The following is a 17,618-nucleotide window of genomic DNA, read 5'->3' as shown; positions in this document are numbered from 1 at the left end:
TCTTAATCAGTTAATACTCGATGAATATGAATAATTAAATAGGCCAGCTCTTCATTTGTTATTGCCTTTTCATAGATGGTTTCAATAGTATTTTGAATTTTAATAGACATATTCGAAGCTTTTGGATAAAGTCTATAAACCATTTTCAACAAATCATCTTTATCTGATAGCATCGTGTCACTTAAATACCGCTGTGCAAAAAATTTCAAATGCATTATAAATCGATCATAATTAAGATTATTAGAAGTTAAGTTACCTCCGGTGAGGACCCTTAAAGTTTGTAAAATACTATCAACTAATTGAGTTACATCAAGGATATTGGTTTTCACAGTCGACTGGGTACTAGAATTAATGACATGAAAAGCAATATTAGCGGCTTCTTCACGAGGTAGGTGGAGATTTAACATTTTATTAATTATCTTTAAACCATACACTCCAATATCAAACATTTCCGGATAATACGCTTTCATTTCCCAGTAAATACGATTGCCTAATGCTTGATTAGCATGGTATCTTTGAACAGCAAAATATAAATGATCTGTTAAAGAATAATAAATATTAGGAAGCAAGTTTTCACGTAATTTATTTTCCGCATATTCTACAATCTTAGTAGTTATATCAATATAAATAGGTGGTACATTATTTAAAGATTGAATCATTTCACTTTTACGACTATCATCAATAGGGATAAATTTTTTTGCAATACGAGATTCTGGAATCATACTATTGACTTTTTGGTGATAACCAATACCCTTGCCAAAAGCAATATACTCATGTTCTCCTTTAGAAACTAGGACAACATTAACATTTAATATTTTCTTAATTCGAAACACTGATAATCCCTCTTTATTGCAAATAAAAAAGCAGACAAACAAATCCTAATTTCTTCATAAGAAAAAACTAAAATAAGTCTTGCCTGCTTTACCAGTAACATACGCTTATATTATTAAATTGGTATTTTATTATACAAAGATTATAACATAATTTTCAATTCATGAATATAGTAAAAATTCTATAAACAGAATAAACTAAATTTTTATTATGAGCCAAATACCCGCACTTTTGGTATTTTGATTTAATCTGAATAACTGGCTGGGATAGTTAAGTATCACTACTTACAGACAGCTCATGATAAAGGGTATGGCTACTAAATTGACCTTTCTTACCTTTATTGAAAGAAAGTTTTTATATGAAATAATTAAGATTATCTTGCTTGCCTTTTAAATTTATAAGGCTAATTTTTTCCACTTACGGATTTTAGTGCGAAAAGTAGTGAACGGAGAGACAGTATTAATATCAATCCACCGCCATAGCGACCAACGGGCCTTAGTTGTGGCCCATTTTCTCTGACCTACTTCAAAAAGTTCTGCCTCACTCAAAGAATCTATCCAAGAAGTGAATTGGTCTACCAAAGCATTTAATTCATCCACTTGCGTTTGTAAAGTAGTATTTCCATATTTGTTATAAAAAGATTGATAAAGTCCCCCCAACTGATTCCACTTATAATCCGGAGTCGGTGTTTGCACTGCTAAGCCTTGTTTTTCTTTTCGATCCCACTCTAACATCAGGTTAAGCCAGCCTAATTGGTAGGCCAAATTTTGGCTGGGAGTTTTGTCCACTCCTTCAACTGCTAAATCTTTTTGAGCTTCCGGAATATTGGCAAATTCTGCAATATACTTCTGATACTGGGTTTGAATTGCTTGGATTAGTTCCTGCTTATTTTGGTATGTACGCATTTTTTCTGCTCCCATCTAAAATTCTTGAATTAACTTTTGGCAAAACTCCCATTTTAGTTAAGCCCCATTATACCATAGTACTAACATTTGCCCTGGAACATATTCACAGATTTTGTTAAAAGTGCTATGATAATAAAGTGCTTATCGGGTCCTTAGCTCAGTTGGGAGAGCGCCTGCTTCGCATGTAGGAGGTCGACGGTTCAAGTCCGTTAGGATCCATGTTATTTCACAGCTGATACTGCAGTCACAATTGCAGTGTCAGCTTTTTAATACTTATTGTTTAATATAATCTTAATCAGCAATGCGCTATAATATTGATAGGCTTTATATTTTTATTTAAAGGAAATAAAGATGAGCAGGCAGCGGCCAATTTATTATTATCAAAACTTTGAAGAAGATTTTGTCCAAGCACCACAACAAAATCTACGTTTGCCCTTAGATTATAGTTGGCAGCAATCTAATAATTTTTCCCAACTATTGAAATCCCGCATAAGCACACGATTGGCCCGAGCCTTTAGTTATCTTCTTTGTAATTATTATTTAAAAATCAAATTTTCCCAGGCGCAAATTTTAATTCCCTATCAACAACAGGGTTTGTTTTTATACTGTAATCATACGTTAATGGTCGGTGACGCCTTTTGGCCCTTTCAGTTATTTAACCAGCAAAAAATTGCTTTGATTGCTGAACCGGCTAATTTAAGTTTGCCCGTCATTGGTAAATTATTGCCTTGGGCAGGAGCTTTAATTACTCCCAGTTATTCGCACCAAATGCCGCAATTTCTGACTGCCATCGCTCATAGAATTAAAACTAAGAAGGCTGTTATTATTTATCCGGAAGCCCACGTTTGGCCCTACTACACGGGTATTCGTCCTTTGAATTTGGCAGCTTTTCATTATCCGGTTAGATATCATGCACCTAGTTTTTGTGCTACCGTTACTTATCAACGGCCTTTACATGGGCAACGACCCCAGATCACGATTTATGTGGATGGCCCTTTTTGGCCGGATCAACAACAAACCAGCAAACAGCAACAATTACAGCTCCAGCGACAAATTACTACTTGTCTGCAAAAAAGGAGCACTTTCAGTAATTATGAATATATTATTTATCGGCCAAGGAGTAATCCATGAACTTGTTATATTGTGGTGATAGCAAAATGCAGCAGGGGATCTTGTTATCAATTTTGTCATTCATGAAAAATATCAGCCAACCCTTAAAAGTCTATATTTTAACTGCTCATATTTTAACCCGACACAAGGAATATCAACCCTTATCCGATCAGATGATTGCTTTTTTACAACAAGTTGTTCACCAACAAAATCTTCAGAGTAGTGTCCAAAAATTCGATATTACTCAGCTTTTTCAGGCACAATTACCACAGGCCAATATGGCAACTCGCTTTACTCCCAATTGTATGCTTCGTTTGTACGCTGATTTAATACCGGAGCTTCCTGAACGTTTGCTTTATTTAGATGCCGATGTTCTCTGTCATTTGGATTGTAGCAAATTTTACGAACAAGATCTCACTGAAGTCGAAGTAGTTGGAGTGCTGGATCAATATGGTAAATGGTTCTTTCATAATCAACTTCAAGCTTTCGATTACCTTAATTCAGGAGTCTTATTACTTAATCTGCAACAAATTAAACGTACCAATTTGTTTGCCCGTTGTCGGCGCCAATGCCGCTATCGTCCTATGTTTATGCCCGATCAGGCTGCGTTAAATCATTTTTGTCGGCAAAAAAGAATTGCAGAGCAAAAATATAACGAGCAGCATCAACTGCATTCAGATACCGTTTTGCAACATTTTACGACGCAAATTCATTTATATCCTTATTTACATCTGCAAACTATTAAACCTTGGCAAATAGAACAAGTCCAACAAGTTCTTCAAATCCATGATTATGATGATATTTTCACTACTTACCAGCAATTAGCACAATCATCCCCCTTTACCAGTTATTGCCCTCATACTTAAATTATTAATTCCCAACCGAAAAATAATTTGGAGGAGTTTCCTATGACAAAAGGTACTACAATTCCGGTATTTTTTGCTGTTGATAATCGCTATGTTCCTTATTTAGCCGCAGCTTTGATTTCCTTACAAACACAGGCCAACCCTGCTGATAACTATCAAATTAAAATTCTTTACCAAAAACAACATTTAAGCGTACATAATCAACAACAACTAGCTACTTTAATAAAGCCAAAAACAAGCTTGGAATTTGTTGCCTTAGATACCAGCTTGTGGGATAAATTAGGCCAGGATCCTAATACTTTGCGCGCAGATTACTTAACTTTAACAATTTACTATCGTTTATTTATTGCCAATCTCTTTCCTCAATATGAACGCGGAATTTATTTAGATGCGGATGTGATCATTAATTATGATTTAGGGTATTTATACCGCCTTAACCTGCACGAACAGATGATAGGAGCCGTTACGGATGCCTTTATTAGTCATCATCAAGTGACAGCTAATTACGCCGAACAAGCCATTGGTGTTCCCAGAAATGAGTATTTTAATTCAGGAATACTCTTATTGGATCTAAAACAAATGCGTGCTTGTCAATTGAGTCAACATTTCTTATATTTAATGAATAAGTATCATTTTCCCTTAATTGCGCCTGATCAAGACTATTTAAATGCCATTGGTCACCAGCGTCTATTCTTATTAGCTGACGAGTGGAATTTTCAAACTGAATATCCCTTAGCAACCATCACGCAACCTAAAATTGTCCACTACAATTTATACGGTAAGCCCTGGCATTATAATAATATTGCTTTTCAAGACTTATTTTGGCAGGCTTTAAGACAAACTCCATATTATAATCAAGTCTACCAAGAGCAGCAACTATACTTAAATTCTCCGCAAAAAATTCAGGCTGATAAAGACCATAAGGCTTTATTGTTAAAAAGAGTTTGCGACATACCGCAACAGACCTCGACTTTTAAAACGGCAGCAATGCAAGGTGAGCAGGTGCAGATATGATTATTGGTGGTGATAAAAAACCAGTTATTAAAAATATTCAAAAAAATATTCAAGCAAAACAATTTAATGCAAAAGTTGAGCTTAATGACCCCAAACTGGATTTACAAACGGAAGATCAAATCTTAGAGCATTTTCTGCAACAAAGATCTCAGGGAACTTATCATGTTAAAAATATAATAGCTCGTCTGGGAATGAGGCTTATAACTCAATGGTGCAATCGTTCGACTGAAGTTCACGGTTTGCACAATTTGGCAGATCTCAATACTGGGGCAATCATTACCAGTAACCATTTTAATCCATTGGATAATACCGCCATTCGTTACGCTCTGCGTTCACAACACCGACGTTTATATATTGTTAGTCAAGCAACAAATCTGCAGATGCAGGGCTCTTTAGGCTTTTTTATGAATTATGATGATATTTTACCTCTTGGCCGCGGCCTTAACTATCTGGGAAAAATCTTTCCTCAATTGCTGCAAACTACCCTGCAACAAAACAATTATATTTTAATTTATCCGGAACAAGAGATGTGGTTTAATTACCGCAAACCCCGCCCCTTAAAACGGGGTCCTTATTATTATGCTGCCCGTTTGAACGCCCCTATTATTTCTTGTTTTGTAGAAATGCAAGATCTCAAAAAACCTGATAATAAGCAATTTAATCAAATTCGGTATTTAGTGCATATCCTGCCTATTATTTATCCTCAAGCCCGCTTGAGTGATCGTGATAACAGTTACTATATGATGCAACAAGATTATCAACAAAAAAAGGCCGCCTATGAAGCGGCCTATCAGCAAAAATTAACCTATGATTTTGAAACTGCAGACATTGTCGGCTGGCGTTTATCCTAGTCACCATCTGTGGTCTTTGGGATGGGGTATGCACCTAGTAAACAGACTTAATTTAACTCCAGGACTTGGTTGGAAACCTGGATTTGACGTCTTGTAATATGTGTCTGCTGCAGATCTAAGCGACAAGTGTTAACAGCCAAACCTAGACAAGGTTGTACATATAATCTGCGCGCACTCAGATCATAACCAACCCAATAGCGGCTATGGTCACTAACTTGACTATTCCGCAGACCATGTTGAATTCCCTGAGGTACAGTAACAGATTTTAAAACCGAGAAAAGTTGATTAATTCCTAGTGTTGCCGGAAAAGGATCTAAATTATTAGCCAAAATAGCCGCTCTTACAAAACGTGAAGGAGAAGTATAATCACCTGGTAAGCCCAGCATACCGTAACCAGTCCCCGTAGCAATTGGACTTAGGGCCAGGCGATTATTGTAGACTGTTTTCTTTTTATGCGGATTATGACTTGATAAATTAACATAATTGCGTAAATTAGTGAGATGCCAATAATATTCCGGACTGTTAGTCATGACACCGACACTATCATAAATGCGAAACGCTCCCTGATCTGTTGGTTCTAATACCACACTATCATTAGTGCTGTCTATAAAGAGATAGTGCCCGGAAAATTGGGAACGAATATGCCCCCGTTGATAGGGGTGATGCAATAAACCATATTTGGAGATATGTTTCTTAATCTCCGCAACACTTTGAAAATTACTTAAAATAAAGGTAACAACTTCTTCTCCTAATAAAGGCGTTAGTCCTCTTTTTTGTAATTGTCGTTCCGAAGCATGTGTACTTTCCAAAAGCACTTGTAAGTCACCGGCCAGCCCAGCTGAATTAATCCCATCAAAAATATTAAAATTCTGCGCAGAACCAATGCCCATGACAGCATATTTACTGGTCCAGGAATGCAGATTGCTTTTTATTGTGACTTGGGCGGGAATATTAATAATTTCTGCCGGTAAACCCGCATCCTCTTCAAAAACGCCAACATTTAAGTCCATCGTTCGACCCCAGAAAACTTGGCCATTACTAGCGGTGATTGAAACACTGGTACACAAGACTACCACCTCTTTTCTACATTGCCATAATTATAACAACTCTTTACCCTTGCATGATAAAGTAAGCTTCAAAAAGCTGACTAAAAATAAAAGGCCCCAGAGGGGGTCTTTTATAAATATTTAAAAAGTATAACCTTATTCATATTTTTTGAGAATTAAATTAGCTACAGCTTCAGGAGTAATTTTTCCTAAATTATGCTCTAAGTCACTCTGCCGTAAAGCTTCAACTAAAGAATCATAGTCATATTTAACTCCTAATAAATGCTGATCAATGACCTCAACATCACCTTTAGTGATGAAATCTCCATAAATTTGGCAATGAGTGATCTGATTATTAGTGACTGTATAATTAAAAGCTACCGTCCCAATATCAAAATGATGAGAAACATAATCATGATAACCCGGATTTTTACCATAATTCCATTCTTCAGTAGTATATTTGGCTGCTAAAGCATCGTCAATATTCTGCCAATCGTCATCGGTTAAATGATAAGTTTCAATTTGATCAATTTTATCAACACCAAACATATGACATAACAAATAATTTTTAAAATCTTCCCCGGTCCAGTTACGATATTGGCTGGATAAATACGGCTTGATGTTGGTGATGCGTTTATCGACAGATTTAACACCCTTTGATTGCAGCTTTTCCTGATTAGGAGTTAATACTTGGCGCGCTTGTTCTTGATTTAAATCAAACATAATCGTTCCGCCGGCAGCATAAGAATCACCGGTTTTCACCATCGTCATCCCACAAAACTTTTGTCCATCAATAACTAAATCGTTTCTGCCGCTCAGTTGTGCTTGCGGAACTCCTAAATCATGCAAAGCACTTAAGATCGGAGCCCCAATAGCTTGGTAGTTGTCAACTTGCGCTGTGGGATCATTGACGACAATATTTTCAAAGATGATATTACCATAATCTTGATAGACAGCTCCGCCACCTGAAGAGCGACGAACCAGATCAATTTGATGCGCGCGTAAATATGGTAAATCCACTTCTGCATAGGCGTTTTGATGAACACCAATAATAACTGCCGGATGATTGATATAAATAATTAAGCCATGTCCCTGCAGTCTTTTAGTCTGCAGTAAATAATTATCTAGTGACTGATTAACCAACGGATCATACAGCGGTTTTCCATTTCTGGTTGTATCTATTAAAAACACAGTTCTGCCTCCAAAATTTTAAGGATTTCATTTTTATGCTATCATTTTCCTCTTGATTTTGAAAGCGGTATTAATAATATTAACTGCCTTCGAAAAATATCAAAACTAAGCTTTTAATCTCTACTTGAAATTTTATTCGACAGTTAAAAGAGGATCAAAATATTTTAATTTGGTTGAATCCACGTTGCCCCCGTCCGTAATTGCCAAATCCGGAATCGCTGTAATTGGTAAAAAGGATAGATAGAATAAAGGATCTGGCAAATGACACCCCAGTTGCTCAGCAGCTTTTTTTAATTCTAATTCCTTTTGTGCCAAGTCTTGAGGAGTTAAATCAGTGGTAATTCCACCTAAAGGCAGCTTCAATAAGGCTAACACTTGTCCATCAGCCACGACCACCTGGCCGCCACCACATTCAATCAAAGTATTAACCGCTAAGGCCATATCTGCAGTTTGCATACCCGCAACTACTAAATTGTTGTCATCGGGTGCGACTGTAGTAGCAATGGCCCCTTTTTGTAAAGACCAGCCAGAAATAAAGCCATGGGCCTGTTTATGATTAATACCATAGCGCTCTAATACCGACACCAAAGCTACATCTTCTTGGGCGCTTGGTTGAATAACCCCATTATTAACCGGCAGAGATACATCACGCTGTTTCCGTACAAACGGACCGACACTCTTAATTGTTCTTACTTGTGCCGTTTGGGCGCTGGAATCCACTTTGACAGCAAAATCAGCTGCTTGAACCGGTGACAATTTTAGTGTTCCTTGTAATTTTGCACTCCGTTGTGGTGGTGTGAACTCTTCTAAAACTTCATGATTGTGCAGCACAACTTGACCTTTACTGATAACGGATTGAATATTAAAGGTCTCCGGCCGATCTACTAATAAGATATCGGCCTCTTTACCAGGAGCAATGGAGCCTACTTGATCATCAATCTGATAAGCTTCGGCGTTATTTAAAGTGGCCATTTGAATAGCCGTCATTGCACTGACTCCAGCTTGAATCGCCAATTTAACTAAATGATCCAAATGACCTTGTTCTAGAATATCATGGGCATTAACATCATCAGTACAAAAGCTGGTATGACGAGCCATTCCCGGGGCATCTTGTGTGACAGCCTTGATATTTTCTTTTAAAAATTTAGTCACTGAGGATTCGCGCAGTACCACGTGCAATCCTTTGCGTGCTTTTTCTAAAAATTCTTCATGGTCATAACTTTCATGATCAACATGGACCCCACTCATTAAGTATTGATTTAAATCTTTCCCGTGTGCCATCGGCGAGCAGCCAAAAATAGGCTTATGATTTTTTTGAGCTGCTAGTAAGGCCTTTAAAGTGTCAGGATCTTTAATCTGGACAGCTTCGCGGACTGTTTCCCAGACACCATAACAATCAGCCTGAGCTTGATACTTGGCATGATCGGCGGCGGTCACATTATAAGCAATAGTTGACTGCGGCATTGTATAAGGGGTTTTGTATGGTAAGCCCCAAAAAACTTTTAGCGGGATTTGATCAATCTCTTCAAAAATCTCTTTAAGACCTTCTAATCCTACTACCGAAATATATTCGTCTAAACCGGAAATAATACTAGTAGTACCATGAGGAACTACCGCTTGAGCAAATCTGGTCATACTTAATTTACTGCACTCCACATGAATATGACCATCAATTAAGCCTGGTACTAAGTATTGACCCTGTGCATCTAAAATTTGGGTTTGTGCACCTATATAATCAGTAACATCCTTATCCACTGCAACAATCTTACGTTGATAGATTGCAACCTCCGCTGGATAATACTCTGAAGTATTAACATTAACTAAAATCCCATTTTTTATAACTATATCTGCAGGTACTTGAGCAGCACCGGCATCAATATATTCACCTAATTGTTGAATTGTCACCTTTTGTCAGCCCCTTTTCCTTACTAAGCCGTAGTTCCTTTCGGCAGAACGTTGAGTACATAAAGCAATACAATAAAGACGAATAATAAAATCCAAGTAATATAGTTAACTTCTTTTCTCCGGCCTGCCACGGTCATCAAAATTGGATAAGTCAAAAATCCAAAAGCAATACCATAAGAAATGTTATATGTTAAAGGCATCCCGATAACTACTAAAAAGGCTGGCAGCGCTACTTCGAAATGATCCCACTGGATATCTTTTAAAGACGACATCATCATAACACCAACAATAATTAAAGCTGGGGCTGTTACTTGATTAGTCACAACCGTTAAAAGTGGTGAGAAAAATAGACTCAAAACAAATAAGACTCCAGTAGTAAGTGCGCTCAGACCGGTACGTCCACCCACGGCAATTCCAGCTGATGATTCAACATAAGCTGCTGTCGGCGTTGTCCCCATTACTGATCCAGCCAGCATAGACAAAGAATCAGCCATTAATGCCTGTCCAATCCGTGGCATTCGATTATTTTTCATGATTCCCGCTTGTTGAGCTAAACCAATTAAGGTACCTGCAGTATCAAAAAAGGCAACTAATAAAAAGATTAGCACGACTGCCCACATTTGCGGATCAGCCATACTTGATAAATGAGTTATGCCGACGCCAAAAGTTGGTTTCAAACTAGGAGCTAAGGAAATGAAATGTGTAGGAGCTTTAATTAATCCTGTTACTAATCCTAGTAATGCAGTAGCCACCAAACCGATAAAAATCGAACCGGGTACTTTTTTCGCCATTAAAATTCCAATTACAAAAATACCAAAGATGGTCAACCAAGTAGTTGGTACTGTAAAAGATCCAATAGCTACTAGTGACGTTTTGCTGCTAACAACTAAACCGCCACCTTGCAAACCTACAAAAGCAATAAAAATTCCAATACCTGCGGCCATCGCCAGTTTTAGATCTTGCGGAATAGCATCAATAACGATCTCACGTACTTTTAAAAACGAAAGAATCGTAAATAAAATTGAAGCTACAAAAACGCCGGCCATCGCTTTTTGCCAAGGAATTCCCATTGCCAAAACAACAGAATAAGTAAAAAAGGCATTATCCCCTAGTCCTGGAGCAATAGCAATCGGATAATTTGCTAAAAAGGCCATTAACCAGCAACCAATAATAGCTGAAACTGCTGTTGCTGTAAAAACTGCCCCTTTATTCATTCCCGCAGCACCCAAGATACTAGGGTTAACAAATAAAATATAGGCCATTGAGACAAAGGTAGTTAAACCAGCCAAGATTTCCGTCTTCACAGTTGTATGCTGTTCCGAAAGATGAAACTGCCGATCTAAATATCCTTGTTGAATACTTGTACTTCCGCCTGAATTCTGCATTATTCTCTCATTACCTTCTCCCTTTGTTAAGATGGCTTTATTATTACATACAATAAAATTAAATTCAACCTCAAAAGTTCGTCTTTTAATTATTGATTAGCATTTTTAACTATGATAAACTCTAAAATGTGTTGGAAAGAACAAACATTATTGAATGGAGGCTTTATAAATGTCGACTACAATTACTCCCGAATTTGTGCAGGGACTTCCGAAAGCCGAGCTGCATTTACACATCGAGGGCACCTTGGAACCGGATTTAAAATTGAAGTTAGCTCAGCGTAACCATATTGATATTGGTCAATCCACTATTGAAGAAGTGCAACAGACTTATCAATACAATGATCTGGCTTCTTTTTTAGCCGTTTATTATCCGGCTATGAATGTTTTACAAACCGAACAGGACTTTTATGATTTGGCTTTTAGTTATCTGCAAAAAGCGGCTGCTAATAATGTGCGCCACGTAGAAATTTTCTTTGATCCTCAAGCTCATACCAGTCGCGGTATCCAATTTGCCACAGTTATTAATGGATTACACCGGGCAATTGTTGATGCCCGCGCCTTAAATGTTGATGCTGCTTTAATTATGTGTTTCTTGCGTGATTTTACTAAGGAATCGGCACGTCAGACTTTATTAGAAGGTCTCAAATATTCTGATAAAATCATCGGTGTGGGACTGGATTCAGATGAACATAATAATCCTCCGTTAAAATTTAGCCAACAGTTTGCAGATGCCGCTGCCGCCGGACTGCATTTAACCAGCCACTGTGATATTGATCAAAAAGATTCTATTGATCACATCCGCCAAGCTTTAGAAATGATGGATGTTGAACGTTTGGATCACGGCACAAATATCGTGGAAGATCCGGATTTAGTCGAGCTTTTGGTTAAAAAGCATATTGGTTTGACTGCTTGTCCGCTGTCTAATAGTTTTGTCAGTCCGGATATGAAAGGTAAAGAAATAACCCAATTACTGGATAAGGGTGTGGAAGTATCAATTAATTCCGATGATCCCGCTTATTTTGGCGGTTACATTAGTGATAACTATTATGCGGTGGCTGATAAATATAATTTAACTAAAGACCAAGTAGTCCAGTTAGCCCGCAACTCATTTACCAGTTCTTGGATTAGCCCCGAAAAAAAGCAGCTTTACCTCAATGAACTGGAAGCTTACGTTCAAAGTCACTAAATTTTTTTAAACCAATTTGTCCTCTTGCAATTTTTTACAAATAATTAAGCCACAAAAAAAGCCCGGAAACTTTTCTAGTTTCCGTGCTTTTTATTAATTTACTTATGATAATTGGGCGATTGTTTAGTGATGGTAATATCATGGGGATGGGATTCTGTCAAACCCGCATTAGTAATCTGAATAAACTGGGCCTGATTAATTAAATCATTGATTGTATGTGCTCCAACATACCCCATACCTGAACGTAGACTACCAACAATTTGATAAATAATATCTTCAACGTCCCCTTTATAAGGCAACTTACCTTCTATACCTTCAGGTACCAGCTTTTTGGCTTCATGCACTTTACTTTGGAAATAACGGTCAGAAGAGCCGTCTTTCATAGCCGCTACTGAACCCATGCCGCGATATGCTTTAAACTGATTGCCTTTTTCATCAGTCAAAACGTCTCCAGGAGCTTGAGTGGTTCCTGCCAGCATATTACCTAGCATCACCGCATTGCCCCCCGCAGCCAAGGCCTTCACAATATCGCCGCAATACTTAATGCCCCCGTCGGCAATAATCTGTTTGCCATAGTCTTGAGCAACAGCTGCCGCATCAAAGACAGCAGTAATTTGGGGGACACCAACACCGGCAATGACGCGTGTGGTACAAATTGATCCCGGTCCAATGCCAACTTTGACCACATCTACTCCGGCATCAAATAAAGCTTTAGTGCCGGAAGCTGTAGCCACATTGCCAGCAATAATTGTCTGCTGTGGGTATGTAGCTCTAATTTCAGCAATTTTGGTTAAAACCCCCTGCGAATGTCCATGAGCAGTATCAATAACAATTGCATCTACGCCCGCATCAATCAAAGCCTGAGTTCTCGTAAAAGTATCATCATTAATTCCTACTGCTGCTGCTACCAACAAATGATCATCAGCATCTACAGCTGACTTAGAAGCTAAGGAAGCCCGTTTTTTAACCTGGCTCACTTGCTCTACTTGGGCAGCGATACTCATATTTTTATGAATTACTCCCAAACCGCCTAATTGAGCCAAGGCAATGGCCATCGGCGCTTCAGTAACGGTATCCATGCCTGCACTTAACACTGGTATTTTTAAATTTAAATTTGAACCTAGCTGCGTCGAAGTATTCACTTCCCGCGGTAAAACATCACTGGCAGCGGGAATCAGCAAAACATCATCAAAAGTTAATCCTAATTTAGTAAATTTGTCAGACCGGTTCAAAATTTATTACCTCCATGCATATTTAAAATAAGTGAAATTTTAACTACTTTAGCATAAGAAGCATTAAAAAGTAAACACCTTTAAACTTAACATTTTCGTATTTATTTTGTTTTTAGTTCAGGTTTATTAAAAATCTAATGTGGTAAAAATCAGCGAATAATGATTTCGCAACCTTAAAAATGAGAGCGTGAAGATGGATTTTGCAGCAATACAATCGGTAATCAAAAAAACAGCTAAGATTCTCTTAGCTGTTTTTAATCAAAGAACTTCTAATCATTAATTTTTAGCTTTATCAATTGCATCTTTGGCTGAATCTTTTAAATCTTCTGCTTTATCTTTAGCTTTACCGGCAGCTTTTTGGGCTTTACCGCCCATTTCTTTAGCAGCACCTTGAACTTTGTCTTTCATATTATCTAATTTCCCCATAAGTGATTCCTCCTTAGATATTTAAAAACTAACTGTATTATACAACAAGTCCGTCTATAAAAACCAAGAAAGGTATCTCTTGAATAGATATTAACTATTTTAGAAAAACAACTACCAGCCAATCTGATCCGCATTAGGCGGTAATTGCAGTTGACCGGAGGCTAACTGATTAAAGGCTTGTTCAAATTTAGTAAATACTTCTTGCAACTGCTCTTCAGTAATTACCAAAGGCGGCTGGAAGCGTAACGTGTAGCCACGCAAACTAATGATTAAAACCCCTAATTCAAATAAGCGATAGATTAACTTGGTAGTAGCCGCAGCATCGGGAGCCTGAGTTTGAGGATTAATAATATCAATTCCGCCATTTAAGCCATAAAACCGAACATCACCAATAAAAGCATATTTTTTCTGTTGTTCTTGGAAAAACTTTTCCGCTTCTAAGCCTAGTTTTTGTGAATGCTCCACCAGATGTTCTTGTTCAATAACATCTAAAGTAGCATTCGCAGCTGCAGTTGTCACCGGATTGCCGGCTGTAGTATAAGTATTAGCGGGAGCCTGTAAAGAGTCCATGATGGGAGCACGGCCAATAACTGCGCTCAAAGGAAGGCCCGAAGCAATTGATTTGCCGATGGTCATTAAATCCGGTTCAACATCAAAATGTTGAATGGACCACCATTTACCTGTCCGGCCAAAGCCTTGATTAACTTCATCCACAGCAAACAAAATCTGATTCTCAGTTGCAAATTGGCGCACCCGCCGTAAATATTCTTTGGGAGCTTTAATAATGCCGCCGTCTCCTTGAATAGGTTCCATGATAATCGCAGCTACTTCTTCAGCAGGCAGGTAAGTTTCAAACGGCAATTTAAAGGCTTGCCATTGGCGTTCGATAAAATCTGCTAACGTTTCACTAGCGGGCTTTTGGCTAATATCAGGATAGGGCACTTTAACAATCCCCGGCAATAAAGGTCCAATTTTTCGGCTCATATTTAAGCTGACACTAGATATACTAATAGAGCCATAAGTAGAACCATGATAAGCACCGGTAAAACTCACAATATATTGGCGTTTGGTATAAGCGCGCGCATATTTGATAATGGCATCATTAGCGTCAGAACCGGAATTACCCCAAGCTACCCGCAACGGCCCGCTGATTGGTGCCACTTTGACTAATCGTTGGGCCAAAAGTGCCGCGGGCTGGTTAGCAAAATAAGCTGGCGTATATTGAATTATTTTATGGGCTTGCTGACAGATAGCATCTACAACATGAGGGTGAGAATGACCAGTATTTGTTGAAGAAGCACTGGCCAATAAATCAAAGTATTTGTTTCCTTCCAAGTCAGTTAAAATGGCCCCTTGCCCACTGGCTATGGCGATATCAAAATACTGAATCCGCACTGCTGGTGCTAAAACCTGTTTCTCGGCAGCTAATAAGTCCTCTTGTTTCATGGCAATCATCCCTTATTTCTTAATACTTGAGTATCTCTGTTATAAGTTAGGAAAAGTTTTTAATTAAAGTTAAAATGTAATTAACATTCTCTAATAAGTTGAGGTAAATGTCAAATATTGCTGGAAGATAATATTTTTATTGAAATTCGAAAAGATAAATACTAATTTTTTTCGATATTTCAAAAAAAGCTGAAAAAATTTATCATTTTTCCAGCTTCAAAATGCTCAATATTTAAAAATAAGTACCCATTAAATAATTATTCGTAACGTAACGAGGTCATCGGATCCAATTTAGCCGCCCGCCGGGCTGGTAAAGTACCTGCTAAAAAGGCAATCAGCATAATCACTATAATAATCATCAGAACTGAAGACCAGCTAAACTGGACTAAAGTAAAGCCGCCTAAGCCTTTGAGAAAACTGTTTAAAGCAACTTTATTCAAAATAGTACCCAGAGCCATTGCTATTAAAATCCCTAAAATTGAACCAATAAACCCAATCAATAACGATTCACAACTAAAAATAAAGAATACTTTTCCCCGACTTAAACCCAGCGCTTTCATTAAACCAATTTCTCGGGTCCGATCACGAACTGACATATATAAAGTATTAATTACACCAAAACTGGCAGCGATTAAAGCAATGGCGCCAAAGATAATCAAAACCCCGGTAATAGCATTAACAACTTGCCGCATTTGACCGACTTCGTCTTGAAAAGTTTGCGCACTATAGCCTTGTTTGGCCAGGCGCTTTTTTAATTGAGCAATGTTGGCATCACTCGGATTTTTCACTGTTGCGGTAACGCCATAATAATTTTGCTTCATCCGTTTTGGTAGTCCCAATTGGTTAATCGCAGAAATTTTATCTGCTAAAGCTTGACTGACAATAGAAAGATTACCTTGAATAATACTATTATTACGGACACCTACAACTTTAGCTGTAACTAAAGAACGTTGATTAGTAGCTTGTGAAGAAGCAGCCACTTTAATGGTTTGACCAACAGCCTGCTGAGCCGATTTAAAACCCAAGGCTTTAATATATTTATTGGCCAACACTACTTCTTTGGCGGAACCTTTTTTAGCAGCTTGATGTCCTTGTTTTAAATCGACATTAACTCCTACTGGCGGTTGCGCTTCAATAATATACTTAGTTTTATTCGGACCTTGGACATAATCAATACTCATATTTTGGACTGGCTGCACATCTTTTAAAGCCGATATCTGCTTTAATTTTTTCAATTTTTGCGGGGTTACATTCTCTTGGTCAGCCGCACTCCCCCGATTAGAATCATACTTTTGCGGAGTATTGGTCATTGAATTAGTAGTATTGGTTGAAGGAATAATTTCCATGAGGCCCTTACTACCAACATTAGCAACCTGTTTTGATACATAACCATTGACGCCGCTATTAACGCCCACAGTAATTGCAATAGTGAAAGCCCCAATCATTATCGCAATGACAGTTAAAATTGTCCGCCCCTTATTATGCCATAAATTAGTGGCAGCTGAACTCAAAATATCTGCAAATTTCATTAGTGGGCTCCTTTCTCACTTACAATTTGTCCATCTTTAATCTGAATTTGGCGCTGACATTTAGCTGCCAAATCTTGATCATGAGTAACCATAATCAACGTTATGTCCTGTTTTTGCTGTAAATCAAATAAAATATTTTCAATTTTTGCACCTGTGGTGGAATCCAAATTACCCGTAGGCTCATCAGCAAAAATGATTTCCGGATTATTCACTAAGGCCCGGGCAATGCAGACACGTTGTTTTTGACCACCAGATAAATCTTGTGCATGATTATTTTTTTTATTACTTAAACCTACTGCCTCGATGGCAGCCTCCGCCAAATACCGCCGTTTACTGCCAGTAATACCACCAATGCGCAATGGTAACATGACATTTTCCAAAACAGAATCTCTGGCATTTAAAAAGAATTGCTGAAAAACAAAGCCAAACATTTGATTACGAATTTGATTCAGAGCTTTAGTTTTAATACTTTGCACGGGTTGGTCATTTAAAGTAATAGTACCCGATGTAGGATGATCTAAGAGGGCCAAAATATGCATTAATGTGGACTTACCCGACCCACTTTTACCAACAATTGCAACTGATTCACCCTTTTGAATGTCTAAACTAACCCCACGCAGGGCCTGAAATTGTGAGGAACCATGACCATAAACGCGGACAATATTTTGGGCGGTTACCAGACTCATCTTCTTATC

The 17,618-nt window shown here is 37.9% G+C and carries 16 protein-coding genes and 1 tRNA gene; 6 read left to right on the top strand and 11 right to left on the bottom strand.

Annotated elements, in window-relative coordinates; all coding sequences use genetic code 11:
- Positions 1-2: 2 nt before the first annotated feature.
- Positions 3-833: a PRD domain-containing protein gene (locus JG29_RS01100; protein ID WP_045922126.1), complete on the bottom strand. Its 831-nt coding sequence runs from the start codon at positions 831-833 to the stop codon at positions 3-5.
- Between the two features lie 393 nt (positions 834-1,226).
- The gene (locus JG29_RS01095; RefSeq protein ID WP_045922684.1) at positions 1,227-1,736 is read right to left on the bottom strand and encodes a ClbS/DfsB family four-helix bundle protein; all 510 of its coding nucleotides are present in this window, start codon (positions 1,734-1,736) and stop codon (positions 1,227-1,229) included.
- Between the two features lie 146 nt (positions 1,737-1,882).
- Here JG29_RS01095 and JG29_RS01090 point away from each other — a divergent pair.
- The 5 genes from JG29_RS01090 (at position 1,883) to JG29_RS01070 (ending at position 5,577) form a co-directional block, all read left to right on the top strand.
- A tRNA-Ala gene (locus JG29_RS01090) sits at positions 1,883-1,955 on the top strand.
- Positions 1,956-2,087: 132 nt separating this feature from the next.
- The gene (locus JG29_RS01085; protein ID WP_045922125.1) at positions 2,088-2,867 is read left to right on the top strand and encodes a hypothetical protein; all 780 of its coding nucleotides are present in this window, start codon (positions 2,088-2,090) and stop codon (positions 2,865-2,867) included.
- Positions 2,864-3,712, top strand: a complete 849-nt coding sequence (locus tag JG29_RS01080; protein ID WP_084232467.1) for a glycosyltransferase — start codon at positions 2,864-2,866, stop codon at positions 3,710-3,712. The genes JG29_RS01085 and JG29_RS01080 overlap by 4 nt, the downstream gene beginning before the upstream one ends.
- 42 nt (positions 3,713-3,754) lie before the next feature.
- On the top strand, positions 3,755-4,726 hold the full coding sequence (locus JG29_RS01075) for a glycosyltransferase family 8 protein (RefSeq protein WP_045922124.1): 972 nt from the start codon (positions 3,755-3,757) through the stop codon (positions 4,724-4,726).
- Positions 4,723-5,577 carry a lysophospholipid acyltransferase family protein gene (locus tag JG29_RS01070; RefSeq protein WP_045922123.1) on the top strand — a complete coding sequence of 285 codons (855 nt, stop codon included), beginning with the start codon at positions 4,723-4,725 and terminating at the stop codon, positions 5,575-5,577. Before JG29_RS01075 ends, JG29_RS01070 begins: the two co-directional genes overlap by 4 nt.
- Before the next feature lie 47 nt (positions 5,578-5,624).
- On the opposite strand, the gene JG29_RS01065 is transcribed toward JG29_RS01070, so the two are convergent.
- The 4 genes from JG29_RS01065 to JG29_RS01050 form a co-directional block, all read right to left on the bottom strand.
- Complete coding sequence (locus JG29_RS01065) at positions 5,625-6,644, bottom strand: linear amide C-N hydrolase (RefSeq protein WP_045922122.1); 1,020 nt, start codon at positions 6,642-6,644, stop codon at positions 5,625-5,627.
- Positions 6,645-6,779: 135 nt separating this feature from the next.
- Positions 6,780-7,814, bottom strand: coding sequence for a lipoate--protein ligase (gene lplA / locus JG29_RS01060; protein ID WP_045922121.1), 1,035 nt, complete (start codon positions 7,812-7,814; stop codon positions 6,780-6,782).
- Positions 7,815-7,946: 132 nt separating this feature from the next.
- Entirely contained in the window at positions 7,947-9,719 is a 1,773-nt protein-coding gene (locus JG29_RS01055) for an adenine deaminase (protein WP_045922120.1), read from the bottom strand.
- Positions 9,720-9,742: 23 nt separating this feature from the next.
- Positions 9,743-11,104, bottom strand: a complete 1,362-nt coding sequence (locus JG29_RS01050; protein ID WP_045922119.1) for an NCS2 family permease — start codon at positions 11,102-11,104, stop codon at positions 9,743-9,745.
- Positions 11,105-11,273: 169 nt separating this feature from the next.
- On the opposite strand from JG29_RS01050, the gene JG29_RS01045 reads away from it, so the two are divergent.
- Positions 11,274-12,290, top strand: coding sequence for an adenosine deaminase (locus JG29_RS01045; RefSeq protein ID WP_045922118.1), 1,017 nt, complete (start codon positions 11,274-11,276; stop codon positions 12,288-12,290).
- Between the two features lie 98 nt (positions 12,291-12,388).
- Here the strand turns inward: JG29_RS01045 and guaB are convergent, their stop codons facing one another.
- The 5 genes from guaB to JG29_RS01025 form a co-directional block, all read right to left on the bottom strand.
- On the bottom strand, positions 12,389-13,525 hold the full coding sequence (gene guaB / locus JG29_RS01040) for an IMP dehydrogenase (protein ID WP_045922117.1): 1,137 nt from the start codon (positions 13,523-13,525) through the stop codon (positions 12,389-12,391).
- Positions 13,526-13,798: 273 nt separating this feature from the next.
- Positions 13,799-13,948 (bottom strand): CsbD family protein, encoded by a 150-nt coding sequence (locus JG29_RS08735; RefSeq protein WP_156961599.1) that lies wholly within the window; start codon positions 13,946-13,948, stop codon positions 13,799-13,801.
- Between the two features lie 111 nt (positions 13,949-14,059).
- Positions 14,060-15,403, bottom strand: a complete 1,344-nt coding sequence (locus JG29_RS01035) for an aspartate aminotransferase family protein (RefSeq protein ID WP_045922116.1) — start codon at positions 15,401-15,403, stop codon at positions 14,060-14,062.
- A gap of 248 nt (positions 15,404-15,651) precedes the next feature.
- Positions 15,652-16,923: an ABC transporter permease gene (locus tag JG29_RS01030; protein WP_045922115.1), complete on the bottom strand. Its 1,272-nt coding sequence runs from the start codon at positions 16,921-16,923 to the stop codon at positions 15,652-15,654.
- The gene (locus JG29_RS01025) at positions 16,923-17,609 is read right to left on the bottom strand and encodes an ABC transporter ATP-binding protein (protein ID WP_045922114.1); all 687 of its coding nucleotides are present in this window, start codon (positions 17,607-17,609) and stop codon (positions 16,923-16,925) included. Before JG29_RS01025 ends, JG29_RS01030 begins: the two co-directional genes overlap by 1 nt.
- Between the last annotated feature and the right edge of the window lie 9 nt (positions 17,610-17,618).

Source organism: Bombilactobacillus mellis (assembly GCF_000967245.1).
Lineage (GTDB): Bacteria > Bacillota > Bacilli > Lactobacillales > Lactobacillaceae > Bombilactobacillus > Bombilactobacillus mellis.
This window is presented reverse-complemented; position numbering and strand designations above follow the sequence as displayed.